The organism is Rouxiella aceris (assembly GCF_012933545.1).
GTDB lineage: Bacteria > Pseudomonadota > Gammaproteobacteria > Enterobacterales > Enterobacteriaceae > Rouxiella > Rouxiella aceris.
Map to the genome: position 1 here is coordinate 124,479 of NZ_JAADJU010000014.1, position 16,118 is coordinate 140,596.

A 16,118-nucleotide genomic window follows, 5' to 3' on the forward strand; every position below is an offset into this window, starting at 1 on the left:
AGACAGATATTTTAAGGAAATTATCATGGCAGCAACTAAAGGCATCAGCAAAATTGTTCTGGCTTATTCCGGGGGTCTGGATACCTCAGCTATCATTCCCTGGCTGAAAGAGAACTACGGTGACTGCGAAGTGGTGGCATTCGTTGCCAACATTGGTCAGGATCAGGCCGACCTGGAAGGTATCGAACAAAAAGCGCTGCGTACCGGTGCTTCTGAATGTCACGTTGTTGATCTGCGTGAAGAGTTTATCAAAGACTACGTCTACCCGGTGCTGAAAAGCGGCGCGCTGTATGAAGGCAGCTATCTGCTGGGTACTTCAATGGCCCGTCCATTGATCGCCAAAGCGCAGGTTGAGCTGGCGCTGAAAGTCGGTGCCGATGCCCTGTGCCACGGCGCAACCGGTAAAGGTAACGACCAGGTGCGTTTTGAAACCACCTACACCGCCCTGGCTCCACAGCTGAAAGTGGTGGCACCATGGCGTGAGTGGGATCTGCGTTCCCGTGAAGCGCTGCTCGACTATCTGAAAGAGCGTAATATCCCGACCACTGCCTCGCTGGAAAAAATCTACAGCCGTGATGAGAATGCCTGGCATATCTCCACCGAAGGTGGCGTGCTGGAAAGCCCATGGAATGCTTCTAACAAAGACTGCTGGGCCTGGACCGTTGCCCCTGAAGATGCGCCAAACGAAGCCGAAATGGTCAGCATTAAAGTGGTCAAAGGTGAAGTCGTGGCGGTTAACGGCCAGGAAATGAGCCCGTTCAAATGTCTGGAAGCCCTGAACACCCTGGGTGTGAAACACGGCGTTGGTCGTATCGATATCGTTGAAAACCGTCTGGTGGGCATCAAGTCTCGCGGTTGCTACGAAACCCCGGGCGGCACCATTATGATGGCGGCACTGCGCGGCGTAGAACAGCTGGTGCTTGACCGTGACAGTTTCAAATGGCGTGAGCAGTTGGGCCTGGAAATGTCTTATGTGGTTTATGATGGTCGCTGGTTTGCTCCGCTGCGTGAGTCAATCCAGGCAGCCGCCGATTCCCTGGCGCAGGACGTTAACGGTGAAGTGATCGTTAAACTGTACAAAGGCACCGCCTCTGCTATTCAGAAAAAATCACCTAACAGCATGTACTCTGAAGAGTTCGCTACCTTCGGTGAAGATGAAGTGTATGACCACAGCCACGCCGGTGGCTTTATCCGTCTGTTCTCACTCTCTTCACGTATTCGTGCGCTGAACGCCAAGAAAAAATAAGCGACAGCACCACGCGCAGTATCAGGCGTGCAATATCCTTTGCACGCCTGCATCTCAGCAACAATCACTGTTCAAAAATTTAAGCTCGGGAGCATTATCATGGCATTGTGGGGCGGACGCTTTAGTCAGGCAGCAGATCAGCGTTTCAAAGAATTGAATGACTCACTGCGGTTTGATTATCGACTGGCTGAGCAGGATATCGTGGGCTCGGTAGCCTGGTCGAAAGCGCTGGTCACCGTAAATGTACTGACTGCCGAGGAACAGCAACAGCTGGAAGCGGCGCTCAATGTATTGCTCGAAGAGGTACGCGCCAATCCTCGCAGCATTCTGGAAAGCGATGCCGAAGATATTCATAGCTGGGTTGAACAGAAGCTGATTGATAAAGTCGGTACTCTGGGCAAGAAACTGCATACCGGACGCAGCCGTAACGATCAGGTGGCGACCGACATTAAACTCTGGTGCAAGACTCAGGTTGTTGAACTGCAACTGGCGCTGCAGCAATTGCAACAGGCGCTGGTGGAGACCGCTCAGGCCAATCATGATGCCGTGATGCCGGGTTATACCCATATGCAACGTGCACAACCGGTAACCTTTGCGCACTGGTGTCTGGCTTATGTGGAAATGCTGGCCCGCGATGAAAGCCGTTTACAGGATACCCTGACCCGTCTCGACGTCAGCCCGCTGGGCAGTGGCGCATTGGCCGGTACCGCGTACCCTATCGACCGTGAGCAACTTGCCGGCTGGTTGGGCTTTGCTTCGGCGACACGCAACAGTCTCGACAGTGTTTCTGATCGTGACCATATCCTCGAATTATTATCTAACGCCTCGATCAGCATGGTGCATCTGTCGCGTTTTGCCGAAGACCTGATTTTCTTCAATACCGGTGAAGCGGGCTTTATTGACTTGTCTGACCGTGTGACCTCTGGCTCTTCACTGATGCCGCAAAAGAAAAACCCCGATGCGCTGGAGCTGATCCGCGGCAAATGTGGCCGTGTACAGGGTGCCTTGACCGGCATGATGATGACCTTAAAAGGTCTGCCGCTGGCCTACAACAAAGACATGCAGGAAGACAAAGAAGGGCTGTTTGACGCCCTGGATACCTGGATGGATTGTTTGCAAATGTCCGCGCTGGTGCTCGATGGCCTGCAGGTGAAACGCCCGCGTTGCCAAGAAGCCGCAGAACAGGGCTATGCCAACTCCACTGAACTGGCTGACTATCTGGTTGCCAAAGGTGTGCCTTTCCGTGAAGCACACCATATCGTGGGCGAAGCGGTAGTCGAAGCCATGCAACAGGGTAAGGCGCTGGAAGCCCTGACCCTGACCGACTTGCAGAAATTTAGCAGTGTGATTGGTGACGATGTTTATCCGATCCTGGCACTGCAATCTTGCCTGGACAAACGCTGTGCCAAAGGCGGCGTAGCACCTGCGCAAGTGGCTCAGGCTATTGCCGATGCCAAAAAACGTTTAGGCTGAAAGCGCTAGCCATAGTCCTCCCTTGGCAGGTCGCCGAGGGAGTGACTATTAATCTAATGTCCTGCGCTTAATATACAGAGCCAAGGCAAGCAAAATCAGCATCATCGCCATTAATGCCAGTACGTCGGGCAAGATATCGGCAAAACTCACGCCTTTAATAATAATCTCTCTGCTTATCCGCATTAAATAGGTGCTGGGTAACAGTTTGCCTGTCAACTGCGCCCAGTGCGGCATGCCCTGAAATGGCGAGATAAAACCGGAAAGCATAATCGACGGCAAAAAATAGGTGATGGAAAACTGCATCGCCTGTAGCTGCGTTTTTGAAATGCTGGAAATAATTACGCCAATGGTCAGGCTGATAATAATAAATATCAGGATCACCAGCACCAGCAGCACTATGCTGCCGAGAAAGGGTAAGTGGAAGGCGGCGAAAGCTGCAGAAAAGATCAGCGTGGCTTCGACTATCCCGATAATGGCATAGGGTGCCATTTTGCCGATAATAAATTCCAGCGGGGAAATAGGATAGACCAGCATATTTTCCAGCGCCCCGGTCTCCTTCTCTTTGATGATTGACAGGCTGCTCATTAGTACCAGCACGCTGTTAAGTAAACAGATGCATACCGCCGGGATAAAATTAAACTGTTCGATCAGCTCCGGGTTAAACATCTTCTGCACATTGATATTTATCTTGTCGTGGTTATCCTCGCTCCTTAAGCCACCCGGCAAATTGCTGGCGATAATATATTGCGGCAGCGTTTGCATGGCATTCACCGCGTTATTGATGGTCACGGCGTCGACGGCATCCGCCTGCACCAATAGGTCAGGGACCTCACCGCGCAGCAGCTGTCTGGTAAAGGTGGAAGGAATAGTAATAACAAAACTGGCCTTGCCTTGCAGCAGCACTCTTTGTGCCTGCTGTTCATTGTATTCGCCGGGCAAGATATCAAAATAATCCGTATTGACCATGCCTTGTACAAAACTGCGGCTGAGATAGCCACTGTCATTATTAATCAGCACCGTTGGCAGTTGGCGCACATCGGTATTGACGGCAAAACCATAGATCAGTAGCTGGATAAGAGGGATAAGCAGGATCAGTGTCAGACTGACATAGTCGCGACACAGTTCCTGCAGTTCTTTAACCACCAATCCGCGAACGCGGTCACAGGAAAAAGTCTTCACCTAACAGGCCTCAATTAATGTGGATCCTTTGCTCAGGCAAGAGAAAATATCCTCCAGGCTTAGTGGGCAGCGGCAAATCTGGTAACCCGGCTGAAATTTTTCGATCATCTCAGCCAGCGGCAGCTCCTGCCTGGCGGTGATATAAAGTAAATTCCCGCGCTGACAGACATGGGCTATCTCGGTATTGGCCAGCAGCCGTTTTTCCAGTGCCGGCAAATCGCGGCCGGCAATTTCCCAGCTATACAGCTTTTGGCTATTAATGATGTCATTGGGTTTGCCCTGGATCAGCACCCGGCCTTTGGCAATATAGGCCAGGTTGTTACAACGCTCTGCTTCATCCATATAGTGGGTACTCACTAATATGGTTACCCCCTGGGCGGCAATCCGATAAAGTTCACGCCAGAATACCTGCCGCGCGGCGGGGTCAACGCCTGCGGTGGGTTCATCAAGGAAAATCACCTTGGGGGAGTGGATCAGACAGGCGGCCAGTGACAGCCGCTGCTTCCAGCCTCCCGACAGCGTGCGGGCCAGCTGATGCTGGCGCTCTGTCAGAGCAAACTGCGCCATGACCTCTTCCACTCTGGCATCGGGGTGTTGGAGTTGATACATGCGGGCAACAAACGTCAGATTCTGACGTACACTGAGCGCCCCCCATAAGGAAAAGTATTGCGTCATATAGCCGACGGATTTTTTGATTTTCTCTTTGTCTTTGATGATATCCAGGCCCATACAACGCCCTTGTCCCGAACTGGGAGAGAGCAACCCGCACATCATGCGGATAGCGGTGGTTTTTCCGCTGCCGTTGGGACCCAGAACCCCAAAAATCTCTCCCTGCGCCACCTGTACCGTCAGATTTTTGACGATATGCTCCGCCGCAAAGTATTTATTTAACCCGTTGATATCGATAATTAGATTATTCATATTTTGCTGACCTTTACCGGCTGACCGGGGTGCAGGGTAAAAGCCTGATCGGGAGCGGGTCTGGCTTCAACCAGGAACAGCATTTTTTCGCGCCTTTTCTGGCTATATATTACCGGCGGGGTGAACTCGGCGGTTGTGGAAATATAATCAATTTTAACCGGCACGGCTTTTTTACAACCGTCACAGCTGACCAGAATTTCATTACCGGGTTTAAAGTCGTGCAACAATTTCTGCGGAATATAAAAACGCACTTTAATATTGTGCGGGACGAGCAAGCTAATAATCGGATGGCTGGTATCGACATTTTCACCGCGGGTAAAATAGATGTCATGCACTTGTCCGGCGATCGGACTCAGGCCCTGGCGCTTATTTAATGTAGATTTAACCTGCGCCAGTTGTGCCTCAAGGGCGGCGATTTTAGCATTTTTGGCCGCCAGTGCCTGTTCGCGCGCTGGTAGCAGATTAAATTGCAGGCGGCTCTGCGACTCATCGACAATGGCTTGTTTCTGCAGATAGTCATTATGGGTAACCTTCAGGCTAAAAAACGGCAGGGCACCTTTATCTGCCAGGCTTTTTTCTCGTTGCCATTTAGATTTGGCCAGGCTGGCCGCAATCTGCGCCTGCTTTAATTGCGCGCGCAATATATTGATTTCCTCGGGACGTAACCCCGCCTGCAAGTCGTTTTTTTCTGCAATGGCAGCGGCCAACTCTTGCGCCACCTGTTGGTAAACAAGCTGTTGGTCTTCATTATCCAAACGAAAAAGTACCGCGCCAACGGCAACCGGCTCACCGCGTTTCACCGGGATTTCGGTCAGTTTCCCCGGGGTATCTGCGGTGATATAAGTAAAGTCCCCTTCAATATATCCCTGGAAACTTTCGCTGGCCGAGTTGTCACATCCCTGGATCAGACACAGTGCGATCAATAGCAGAAATAAATTTATTATATTTTTCATATTTATTATATTCACTCCATGAATATAAATTAATAGCCGGCAAGGCGAATATAAGCAGGTTATAATATACAGCTTGTCATATTAGTAATGTGATGAGGGTTATAAAGCAGACGACTAATTAAGTCAATGCGTGGGAAGTATTGATTTTATGAGGTGTGATAATTGTTATTTATATTTAGCCGGATGGTTGGTAGAGAGTAAATAACGTTTCTCATTAATTAAATAAAAAGGCGGGGAAATCTCCCCGCCCAAAAATCTTATTATAAATTTATGTTTTTTTTAATCAGGAAGCAAAAAATTGCTCCAGATCGTCACTTCCCCCGATGTGGCGACCACCGATAAAGACTTGAGGCACCGTTGAGCGACCGCTGACTGCGCGCAGGCTTACGGTTGTCGCATCTTTACCTAATACGACTTCTTCATAGGGAATACCGCGTTCCTGCAGCATTTGTTTGGCTTTGGCACAGAACGGACAGCCAGGCTTGGTAAAGACTGATACCGATTCCTGGACTTTATAGTCCGGTGCCAGATATTTCAGCAGAGTATCGGCATCAGAGACTTCAAACGGGTCGCCGGGTTTGTTGGGTTCAACAAACATTTTTTCCACCACGCCGTTACGTACCAGCATGGAGTAACGCCATGAACGCGGACCAAAGCCCAGATCGGCTTTTTCAACCAGCATGTCCATGCCCTTGGTGAACTCGCCGTTACCGTCGGGAATAAAGTTGATATTGTTGGCGTGTTGCTCGGCTTTCCAGGCGTTCATTACAAAGGTATCGTTAACCGAGACACAAAGAATGCTGTCGACGCCATGCTGTTTGAAGACGCCCGCCAGTTCGTTGTAACGTGGCAAGTGGCTGGAAGAGCAAGTCGGGGTAAAGGCTCCCGGCAGAGAAAAAACGATCACGGTTTTATTGGCAAACAGCTCATCGCTGGTGATATCCAGCCACTTATCACCCTGACGGGTATGAAATGTGACTTGTGGTACAGTTTTTCCTTCGCGGCTGGTCAACATGCTTAACCCTCATTATTTATATTTAAGAAAATTTTGTTTCGGCATTGCCGTCTCGTTGGAAAGCATTATTCACGAATAGTCTTGATAGATATAATCGTTGATTGCTATCTTATCTATCGATACTGACTATCGCTTACGACGGTCATAACAGGGAGAAATTATGAACATACGTGATTTGGAGTATCTGGTGGCGCTGGCCGAATTTCGGCATTTTCGTCGCGCCGCGGATTCCTGCCACGTCAGCCAGCCAACGTTAAGCGGTCAGATCCGCAAGCTGGAAGATGAACTTGGCGTGATGCTGTTGGAAAGAACCAGCCGCAAGGTGCTCTTTACCCAGTCCGGTTTGCTGCTGGTTGACCAGGCGCGCACGGTACTGCGTGAAGTGAAGGTCCTCAAGGAGATGGCCAGTCAGCAAGGGGAGGCAATGTCCGGTCCGCTGCATATCGGCTTGATCCCCACCGTCGGCCCCTACCTGTTGCCGCAAATTATTCCAACGTTACATAAAACCTTTCCCAAACTCGAAATGTATCTGCACGAAGCGCAGACACATCAACTTTTGGCGCAGCTCGACAGCGGTAAACTCGACTGTGCCATTTTGGCATTGGTAAAAGAAAGCGAAGCCTTTATTGAAGTGCCGTTATTTGACGAGCCGATGAAGCTGGCAATTTATGACGAACATCCCTGGACCTCTCGCGATAAAGTGGCAATGAGCGATCTGGCCGGCGAAAAACTGTTGATGCTGGAAGATGGTCACTGCCTGCGCGATCAGGCACTGGGTTTTTGTTTCCAGGCGGGCGCTGAAGAAGACACCCATTTCCGTGCCACCAGTCTGGAAACCTTGCGTAATATGGTGGCCGCGGGCAGCGGTATTACCTTATTGCCTGCCCTGGCTGTTCCCCATGAACGTAGCCGCGACGGCGTGACTTATCTCACCTGCGACAAGCCGGAACCAAAGCGCACCATTGCTCTGGTGTATCGCCCCGGTTCCCCGCTGCGCGGACGTTATGAACAGCTGGCCGAAGCCATTAAAATCCATATGCAAACCTATATGGACGCCCTGGCGTTAAAAAAGCCGATTTAAGCCGTTTAATGCCGCCACGCGATAGGCTTCTGCCATCGTCGGATAGTTAAAGGTGGTATTAACAAAATACTCGATAGTATTGCCTTCGCCTTTCTGCTCCATGATCGCCTGGCCGATATGAATAATCTCGGCTGCGCGTTCGCCAAAGCAGTGGATACCCAGGATCTGTTTGGTATCACGATGGAACAGTAATTTAAGGCTACCGACGTTCATCCCGGCTATTTGCGCCCGCGCCAGGTGCTTAAACTGCGCGCGACCTACTTCGTAAGGCACTTTCATTGCCGTCAGTTCCTGCTCGGTTTTACCTACGGAGCTGATTTCCGGAATGGTGTAGATGCCGGTGGGGATATTTTCGATTAGATGGACTTTGGCTTCGCCCTGGATCATTGCCTGTGCGGCAATGCGACCCTGGTCGTAGGCGGCAGAGGCCAGGCTGGGATAGCCCACCACATCACCCACCGCATAAATATGCGGTAGCGCCGTCTGGTACATGCTGTTGACCTTTAACAGACCACGACTATCGGCTTGCAGACCGACGTTTTCCAGACCCAGCGCCTCGGTGTTACCGGTGCGTCCGTTGGCATACAGCAGCGCATCGGCTTTTACTTTTTTGCCTGACTTCAGATGCACAATAACGCCATCGTCGACGCCTTCGATCTTCTCAAACTCTTCGTTATGACGGATCACCACGCCATTATTCCAGAAGTGGTAAGAGAGCGCGTCGGACATCTCCTGGTCGAGGAAGGCCAGCAGTCGGTCGCGGGTGTTGATCAGGTCAACCTTGACGTTCAGACCGCGGAAGATGGACGCATATTCACAGCCAATTACCCCGGCGCCATAGATAATAACGTGGCGGGGTTCGTGGCTGAGTTCAAGGATCAAGTCGCTGTCATAAATGCGCGGGTGGCTAAAGTCGACGCTGTCAGGACGGTAGGGGCGTGAGCCACAGGCAATGACGATATTGTCGGCGGTAACGTAATCCAACGTGCCGTCGGCATAGCGCACGCTAACGGTATTGGCATCAACAAAGCTGGCATCCCCGGCAAAAATCTTGCACTGATTACGCTCATAAAATCCCTGGCGCATACGGGTTTGCTGATTGATTACCGAATCGGCATGACGGAGAATATCGGGGAACGTGGAGCTAAGTGTTCGGGAATTGTCGCTATAAAGGGGGTTTTGGTTAAACTCGATAATTCTGCTGACGGCGTGGCGTAGTGCTTTCGATGGAATGGTTCCCCAGTGGGTACAGCCGCCGCCGACGTTGTTATAACGTTCGATAACGGCCACTCTGGCGCCTTGTTTAACCAGACCCATAGCAGCACCTTCACCGCCTGGGCCCGAGCCAATGATAATGGCATCAAAATGAGAGTTCTGTTGCATGGTTGAGTAACCTATTTTTATACAAAATAACAACGAGAATGTAACATCATAGTCCTTTTTACCCAACGATTGGTGATCAAATCGTGGGAATGCAGCAACATCCGGAAGAACTTTATGCTGAACTTAGTATAACGGTCGTAGCGAAAAAATTTGTTATAGTGAAGCGAATTCCCGCGAATAAGTAAGTAGAAACTATCGGATGAAGGTCATGGGCGTAAGAGCACAACAAAAAGAGCGAACGCGCCGCTCACTGATTGAGGCGGCCTTTAGCCAACTGAGCGCCGAGCGCAGTTTCGCCAGTTTAAGTCTGCGGGAAGTTTCTCGCGAAGCCGGAATTGCGCCGACCTCTTTTTATCGGCATTTCCGTGATGTGGATGAGTTGGGACTCACTATGGTTGATGAAAGTGGTTTGATGCTGCGTCAGTTAATGCGCCAGGCTCGACAGCGCATTGCTAAAGGCGGCAGTGTGATCCGCACGTCCGTTTCTACCTTTATGGAATTTATCGGCAATAATCCAAACGCCTTTCGTTTGTTGCTGCGCGAGCGTTCAGGTACCTCTGCGGCGTTTCGTGCCGCCGTCGCCCGTGAAATTCAGCACTTTATTGCGGAACTTGCCGACTATTTGCAACTCGAAAACCATATGCCGCGCAGCTTTACCGAAGCGCAGGCCGAAGCGATGGTGATCATTGTATTTAACGCCGGTGCCGAAGCGCTGGATGTCGATCTTCCCCAGCGCCGCCAGCTTGAAGAGCGTCTGGTTTTGCAACTGAGGATGATTTCCAAAGGTGCCTACTATTGGTATCGTCGTCAGCAAGAGCGTACTGCAAGCACATCAATTAACGACGAGATCACCCAAAGTGATTGAGGCTGTGGCCTGACCGGCGGCAGCGTCACGTGATTATAAAAGAGGATGAGAAGATGACAGCACAACCACGCCAGGATAATGGCACCCTGGTTTTGGCTCTGATTGCCGGATTATCAATTAACGGCTCCTTTGATGCGTTATTCAGTTCCGTGGTGGCCTTTTCAATTTTTCCGATTATCGCGCTGGTTCTGGCGGTCTACTGTTTGCACCTGCGTTATCAAAAATGTGAAATGCCTTTTGGTATGCCGATGCTGGCCGCTGCCTGTTTTATGCTCGGTCTGATGCTGTATAGCACCATTGTGCGTGCCGAGTATCCACAGTTGGGCTCCAACTTTGCCCCTTCGGTGCTTTGCGTGGTGCTGGTCTTCTGGATTGTCTACCGATTGAAGAAACGTAAAGCCAATAACCTCTGACCTTGCGTCACAAGACTAATATAAACAGGGCAGCCTTCGGGCTGCCCTGTTGCGTTTCTGGCCATGATATGTTTTTCTTGAACAGCTGAATGATTTTATCTTATTGAATTTTATTAAATAAATTAAGTATTCGGCATGGTGATAGTAACAATTAAAAAAGGATGAATTTTATATCGCCTGGCGGTATCACACGGTGTTATCTATCCCTGGAGGTACTGAATGGACAAAAGTGAAATCATTAAGATTTTGCAATCCTTAGATATGCAGCAAAGAATGGCGCGTTTGCAAAAACCTGTCGATCTTATCCGGCAAGAGCTAATCACTTATGCTCATTTCGGGTATAAAGTTAACCTCGGTTTATTGGAGGCCTGGCCCCAACCACCAGAAGTCGTTTTTAACGATCTGGTAGCATTAGGAGGACAGGAATTTGCCTGTCAATATCTGCCTTTTCTTTGCCTGTTAAATGGCTTCGACATTAATGGAGTACGCCTGTATGGTTTTCATGATGAAGGCAAGGATAGTCAGGATATTAGACGAATTCTCGATTATCTTCCCTTCCCTGAGATCTATGACGGTTATGTTCTGATGGGCTCAACCGATCTGGATATTTTGATTTTCGATAAAAGCAATCATCATTTTGAGATCCGCGACAGAATTGGTTTTGATTATATAGTGGGGAGTTATCCGCAACTTGACCAGTTTCTGCAAGTGCTGGCTACTTCTATTAAGAAGTCATTTGAGGATGAAGATGAGGACGATCGAGAGTAGTTGACAGTAGGTGAGTTGTATCAAGGGTGACCAATGACAAAAAATAAAACAATAGCGTTTTTGCAATCCTTAGCTATGCAGCAAACAAGGTCGCGTTTGCAAAAACCTGTCGATCTTATCCGGCAAGAGCTAATCACGCCCCCACATTTTGACCAATTGATTAATGCATTGATCCCCACAATTAAAATATAGTTAATTATGGGGGTCAGCGGTTAGCCAAGTGCGCGTGGCCGGCTTTTAAGCGCTAATACGTTCCAGTAAAACGCCGCACTCCATATGATGGGTATAAGGGAACTGATCAAACAGCGCCAAACGGCTGATGCGGTGCGTTTGCTGCAAGGTTTGCAGATTGGCGCAAAGCGTATCGGGATTGCAGGAGATATAAAGGATACGCGGATAACCCTGCACCAGTTTCACCGTATCATCGTCCAAACCGCTGCGCGGTGGATCGACAAAAATGGTTTCACACTGATAGCTGCCAAGATCAATACCCTGTAAACGACGGAACTCACGTACGCCATTCATTGCCTGGGTGAAATCTTCCGCCGCCATACGAATAATCTGCACATTATCAATCTGATTGGCGGCGATATTAAATTGTGCTGCCGCTACTGACGGCTTGGCGATTTCTGTGGCCAATACGCGATTAAAATTGCGCGCCAGCGCCAGAGAGAAATTGCCATTACCGCAATACAGTTCCAGCAGGTCGCCCTGTGAACCGGCGGTGGCATCCAGTGCCCACTCCAGCATTTTGATATTTACCGCAGCATTGGGCTGGGTAAAACTGTTTTCCACCTGACGATAGGTCATCTCGCGTCCCGCCACCGGCAGCACTTCATCGACATAGTCCTGATCGAGCATGATTTTGGTTTTCGCTGCACGGCCAATCAACTGCACGTCAAAGCCGTCGCGGCGCAGACCGTCGCGCAAAGCGGTAGCTGCCTGTTGCCACAGGTCATCCAGCTTGCGGTGATAGAGCAGCGAAGCAATGATTTTGCCACTGCGCGTCGATAGGTAGTCAATCTGGAACAGCTTATGGCGCAATGCCGGTTCGGCCTTGATCGCGGCCAGCAATACCGGCATCAGGCGGTTGATCAACTCACTGGCGGCCGGAAACTGATCGACGCGGATACGCGCCTTGGTTTGCTGATCAAACATGATGTGGTAGAGATCGCCTTCGTCATGCCAGACGCGAAACTCGGCGCGCATACGGTAATGACTGATCGGAGAACGGAATACCTCGACCTCGGGCGCATTAAATGGCGACATCAGTGCCGTGAGACGGGCGGTCTTTTCCGCCAGTTGGTCGTCATAGTGTTCAATGGGCAGTTTTTCGGGGGTCATCTGTTTTCTCGTCTTACCGGTGATCAATGGGTGAACTTTGCACAACAAGCCAGGTTTCGCCGCTGATTGTAGGGAATATGGGCCTTAAGTCCAGCGTTGTCGTATTTTGTTTGCCTCATTGCCACGGAAGTCTAGATTTCCAAATGGGTTGATCGTAGGATTCGCCTCAGGCCTCATTTATTGAGTTAAAAGGGAATCCGGTGTGAATCCGGAGCTGTCGCGCAGCGGTATGGGGAAAGCACGGCGAATGCAGAGTATGCAGACACTGTCCTTATATAAGGATGGGAAGTCATCGCCCGGTGTTATTTATTGTTTTGATGAATAACAAATCCTGAGCCCGAAGACCTGCCTGATTTACGTCGCATTTTTCATTAACGTCGCGAACTAGCGTTAATGATTTTCTGCGGCATCCGCCAATTGAGTTTGGATGCGCGTTTATATGACAATTAAAAAGCAGGTGCTGCTGACAGTGTTATCTGTCACAGCTTTTTCGGGGTGGGCGCAAGACAGCAAATCATCAACTGACAGCAGCGATATGGTGGTTACCGCCAATCGTTTTCCGCAGCCAGTTTCCAGCGTGTTGGCACCGACGACGGTGGTCACTCGTGAGCAAATAGATAGATGGCAATCCAAATCCCTGGTTGACGTAATGCGTCGCTTGCCGGGCGTGGATATTGCACAAAGTGGTGGTATGGGGCAGAGCAGCTCCATGTTTATTCGCGGCACCAATTCCAATCATGTGTTAATTTTGATCGATGGTATTCGTTTAAATCAGGCGGGTATCACCGGTTCATCTGACCTGAGCCAGATCCCTATTTCACTGGTGCAGAAAATCGAATACATCCGCGGCCCCTCTTCGGCAGTGTATGGTTCTGATGCGATTGGTGGTGTGGTCAATATCATTACCACGCGCGATAAGCTGGGTACCACGCTGACGGCGGGGATGGGATCGAATGGCTATCAAGCCTACGATGGTTCTACCCAGCAGAAGTTGGGTGATGACACCGTCGCGACTGTGGCCGGTAACTATACCTATACTCATGGCACCGATGTCGTCGCCAACCTGCCGGATGGCTATGGTGATCCACGCCAGCCTGACCGCGACGGCTTTATGAGTAAAACCCTTTATGGGTCATTAATGCATAACTTTAATGACAATGTGAGCGGTTTTATTCGTGGTTACGGTTTTGATAATCGTACCGCCTACGATGGCACTTATAGCTATACCCCACCTTACGCCTTGGCTGACACACAACAACTTTATAGCCAGACCTGGGATACCGGACTGCGTTATAACGCCGGGATTTATGCCACCCAGTTGAGCGGCAGCTACAGTCACAGCAAAACCTATAACTACGATCCACGCTACGGCCAGTACGATAGCTCGGCGACCCTGGATGATATCCAACAATACAACCTGCAATGGGGCAATACGCTGCAGGCTTGGCACGGTACGGTCAGCGGTGGCCTGGATTGGCAGAAGCAAACCACAACGCCGGGCACCGATTATCTGGATCAGGGTTTTGAGCAGCGTAATACCGGCGTTTATGCCACCACCCAACAGTTGTTTGGTCCGGTGACTTTGGAAGGTGCCGTGCGCAGTGACGATAACTCGCAGTTTGGTCAACACTCTACCTGGCAAAGCAGCGCTGCCTGGGAGTTTATTGATGGTTATCGCCTGATTGCTTCTTATGGCACGGCGTATAAAGCGCCTAACCTGGGTCAGGTTTACAGTGAATTTTACGGTAACACCAACCTGCGTCCGGAACAGAGCAAGCAGTGGGAAAGCGGTGTTGAAGGGCTGACCGGTCCGGTAACCTGGCGGGTAAGTGGTTATAAAAACGAAATCACCAACCTGATTGACAGCGATCCGACGACTTACCGTTATTACAATATCGGTGAAGCCAAAATCAAAGGCGTTGAGGCGACGGCATCATTTGATACCGGCATGTTTACCCATCAACTCTCCTATGACTATGTCGATGCACGTAATGCACAGACCAATGAAATCTTGCTGCGTCGCGCCAAACAACAGGTCAAATATGAGTTGGACTGGCAGGTCGCGCAAATTGACTGGGCAGTGACCTATCACTATCTCGGCGAGCGTTATGATGAGGACTTCAACAGCTATCAGACCGTTAAGCTTGGCGGTGTCAGCTTATGGGATCTGGCCGCCTCTTATCCTGTTACATCTCACCTGACTGTTCGTGGTAGAATTGCCAACCTCTTTGATAAAGATTACGAGACGGTTTATGGCTACGCAACACCAGGACGTGAGTACTACCTCTCTGGAAGCTATACCTTCTGATAACGCCTTGATACCGGCTCGCCCGACGGCGCTGGTTTTTGACTCAGGCGTCGGCGGGTTATCGGTCTATCATGAGGTCCGGCAGTTATTGCCGGACCTGCACTATATATACGCTTTCGATAATGTCGCTTTTCCTTATGGAGAAAAGTCGGAAGCCTTTATTGTCGAACGGGTGCTGGAAATTGTCAGTGCCGTTGCCCGACGGCATCCTCTCTCTATTATTATTATCGCCTGCAATACCGCCAGCACCGTATCCTTACCGGCGCTGCGTGGCCGCTTTAGCTGCCCGGTAGTGGGCGTTGTCCCGGCAATCAAACCTGCTGCCAAGCTTACGCGTAATGGCATTGTCGGGTTGCTGGCCACCCGCGCGACCGTTCAGCGTCCTTATACTCATGACCTGATTGCCCGCTTTGCCACTGACTGCAAAATTCTGATGCTGGGTTCGGCGGAGCTGGTCGAGCTGGCGGAAGCCAAACTGCACGGCGCTGAAGTCCCTCTGTCTGCATTGAAGAAGATCCTGCATCCCTGGCTGAAACTGCGCGAACCACCTGACACTGTGGTGTTGGGATGTACGCATTTTCCTTTACTGCATGACGAGCTGGCACAGGTTCTGCCCGATGGCACCCGGATGATTGACTCAGGTTCGGCGATTGCTCGTCGTGCCCACTGGCTTATTGAGACCGCTTTTAGTGCCATACCGGAGAAAAAAGCCGACAGCGAAATAGAAAGCATCGCCTACTGTATAAAGCTCGATGCGCAGGCTGCCGGATTGCTGCCTGTTTTGCAGTCATATGGCTTAAGAAGCATCCAGGAATTGCCGCTTTAAACGCCTTTTGCTTAAACATTCAGCGGTCAGTAAAAGAATTGGAAAATAGGGGTTGCGGCCTTCTGAGAAGTCCCTATAATGCGCCTCCACTGACCGGGAACAACGACTGACAAGTCGCCGGGTTGGGAAGAGAAAAGAATGAATAATTTCTTGACTCTTCAGCGGGAAAACGTAATATACGCCTCCCGCGCCGCATAAGATTCTATCGGAACAGCGGCATGCTCTTTAACAATTTATCAGACAATCTGTGTGGGCACTCACAAGACGATATCAGCCACCTCGGTGGCAAAAAATATCAAGTCTTAGAGTGACCAAGCAGTAATTCATTATGAATGATGTGAAG

The 16,118-nt window shown here is 50.3% G+C and carries 14 protein-coding genes and 1 riboswitch; of the genes, 8 read left to right on the forward strand and 6 right to left on the reverse strand.

The window, feature by feature from the left end:
* The first annotated feature begins 25 nt into the window (after positions 1 to 25).
* Both GW590_RS21840 and argH read left to right on the forward strand, forming a co-directional pair.
* Positions 26 to 1,246, forward strand: a complete 1,221-nt coding sequence (locus GW590_RS21840; protein WP_169405189.1) for an argininosuccinate synthase — start codon at positions 26 to 28, stop codon at positions 1,244 to 1,246.
* A 99-nt stretch (positions 1,247 to 1,345) separates the two neighbouring features.
* On the forward strand, positions 1,346 to 2,719 hold the full coding sequence (gene argH, locus GW590_RS21845) for an argininosuccinate lyase (RefSeq protein ID WP_169405190.1): 1,374 nt from the start codon (positions 1,346 to 1,348) through the stop codon (positions 2,717 to 2,719).
* 48 nt (positions 2,720 to 2,767) lie between these two features.
* Here the strand turns inward: argH and GW590_RS21850 are convergent, their stop codons facing one another.
* From GW590_RS21850 to GW590_RS21865, 4 genes are all read right to left on the reverse strand, one after another.
* The gene (locus tag GW590_RS21850; protein ID WP_169405191.1) at positions 2,768 to 3,898 is read right to left on the reverse strand and encodes an ABC transporter permease; all 1,131 of its coding nucleotides are present in this window, start codon (positions 3,896 to 3,898) and stop codon (positions 2,768 to 2,770) included.
* Entirely contained in the window at positions 3,899 to 4,819 is a 921-nt protein-coding gene (locus tag GW590_RS21855) for an ABC transporter ATP-binding protein (RefSeq protein ID WP_169405192.1), read from the reverse strand.
* On the reverse strand, positions 4,816 to 5,772 hold the full coding sequence (locus tag GW590_RS21860; protein WP_169405193.1) for an HlyD family secretion protein: 957 nt from the start codon (positions 5,770 to 5,772) through the stop codon (positions 4,816 to 4,818). Before GW590_RS21860 ends, GW590_RS21855 begins: the two co-directional genes overlap by 4 nt.
* 283 nt (positions 5,773 to 6,055) lie before the next feature.
* The gene (locus GW590_RS21865; protein WP_169405194.1) at positions 6,056 to 6,787 is read right to left on the reverse strand and encodes a glutathione peroxidase; all 732 of its coding nucleotides are present in this window, start codon (positions 6,785 to 6,787) and stop codon (positions 6,056 to 6,058) included.
* Positions 6,788 to 6,947: 160 nt separating this feature from the next.
* Between GW590_RS21865 and oxyR the strand changes: the two genes are divergently transcribed.
* The gene (oxyR, locus tag GW590_RS21870; RefSeq protein ID WP_169405195.1) at positions 6,948 to 7,868 is read left to right on the forward strand and encodes a DNA-binding transcriptional regulator OxyR; all 921 of its coding nucleotides are present in this window, start codon (positions 6,948 to 6,950) and stop codon (positions 7,866 to 7,868) included.
* Here the strand turns inward: oxyR and sthA are convergent.
* Positions 7,851 to 9,251 (reverse strand): Si-specific NAD(P)(+) transhydrogenase, encoded by a 1,401-nt coding sequence (sthA, locus tag GW590_RS21875; RefSeq protein WP_169405196.1) that lies wholly within the window; start codon positions 9,249 to 9,251, stop codon positions 7,851 to 7,853. The two genes, oxyR and sthA, sit on opposite strands and share 18 nt — an antisense overlap.
* A 208-nt stretch (positions 9,252 to 9,459) precedes the next feature.
* Between sthA and fabR the strand changes: the two genes are divergently transcribed.
* From fabR to GW590_RS21890, 3 genes are all read left to right on the forward strand, one after another.
* On the forward strand, positions 9,460 to 10,116 hold the full coding sequence (fabR, locus tag GW590_RS21880; protein WP_169405197.1) for an HTH-type transcriptional repressor FabR: 657 nt from the start codon (positions 9,460 to 9,462) through the stop codon (positions 10,114 to 10,116).
* Between the two features lie 53 nt (positions 10,117 to 10,169).
* A complete protein-coding gene (locus GW590_RS21885) occupies positions 10,170 to 10,529 on the forward strand; it encodes a YijD family membrane protein (protein WP_169405198.1) in 360 nt (119 codons plus the stop codon).
* Between the two features lie 219 nt (positions 10,530 to 10,748).
* Positions 10,749 to 11,297 carry a YrhA family protein gene (locus GW590_RS21890; RefSeq protein WP_169405199.1) on the forward strand — a complete coding sequence of 183 codons (549 nt, stop codon included), beginning with the start codon at positions 10,749 to 10,751 and terminating at the stop codon, positions 11,295 to 11,297.
* Between the two features lie 237 nt (positions 11,298 to 11,534).
* Here GW590_RS21890 and trmA read toward each other — a convergent pair whose 3' ends face one another.
* The gene (gene trmA / locus GW590_RS21895) at positions 11,535 to 12,641 is read right to left on the reverse strand and encodes a tRNA (uridine(54)-C5)-methyltransferase TrmA (RefSeq protein ID WP_169405200.1); all 1,107 of its coding nucleotides are present in this window, start codon (positions 12,639 to 12,641) and stop codon (positions 11,535 to 11,537) included.
* Positions 12,642 to 12,792: 151 nt separating this feature from the next.
* Positions 12,793 to 13,008, forward strand: a riboswitch (cobalamin riboswitch).
* Positions 13,009 to 13,080: 72 nt separating this feature from the next.
* Between trmA and btuB the strand changes: the two genes are divergently transcribed.
* Together btuB and murI are read left to right on the forward strand one after the other, a co-directional pair.
* On the forward strand, positions 13,081 to 14,949 hold the full coding sequence (btuB, locus tag GW590_RS21900) for a TonB-dependent vitamin B12 receptor BtuB (protein ID WP_169405201.1): 1,869 nt from the start codon (positions 13,081 to 13,083) through the stop codon (positions 14,947 to 14,949).
* Positions 14,894 to 15,775: a glutamate racemase gene (gene murI, locus GW590_RS21905; RefSeq protein ID WP_169405202.1), complete on the forward strand. Its 882-nt coding sequence runs from the start codon at positions 14,894 to 14,896 to the stop codon at positions 15,773 to 15,775. Before btuB ends, murI begins: the two co-directional genes overlap by 56 nt.
* Positions 15,776 to 16,118: the final 343 nt, after the last annotated feature.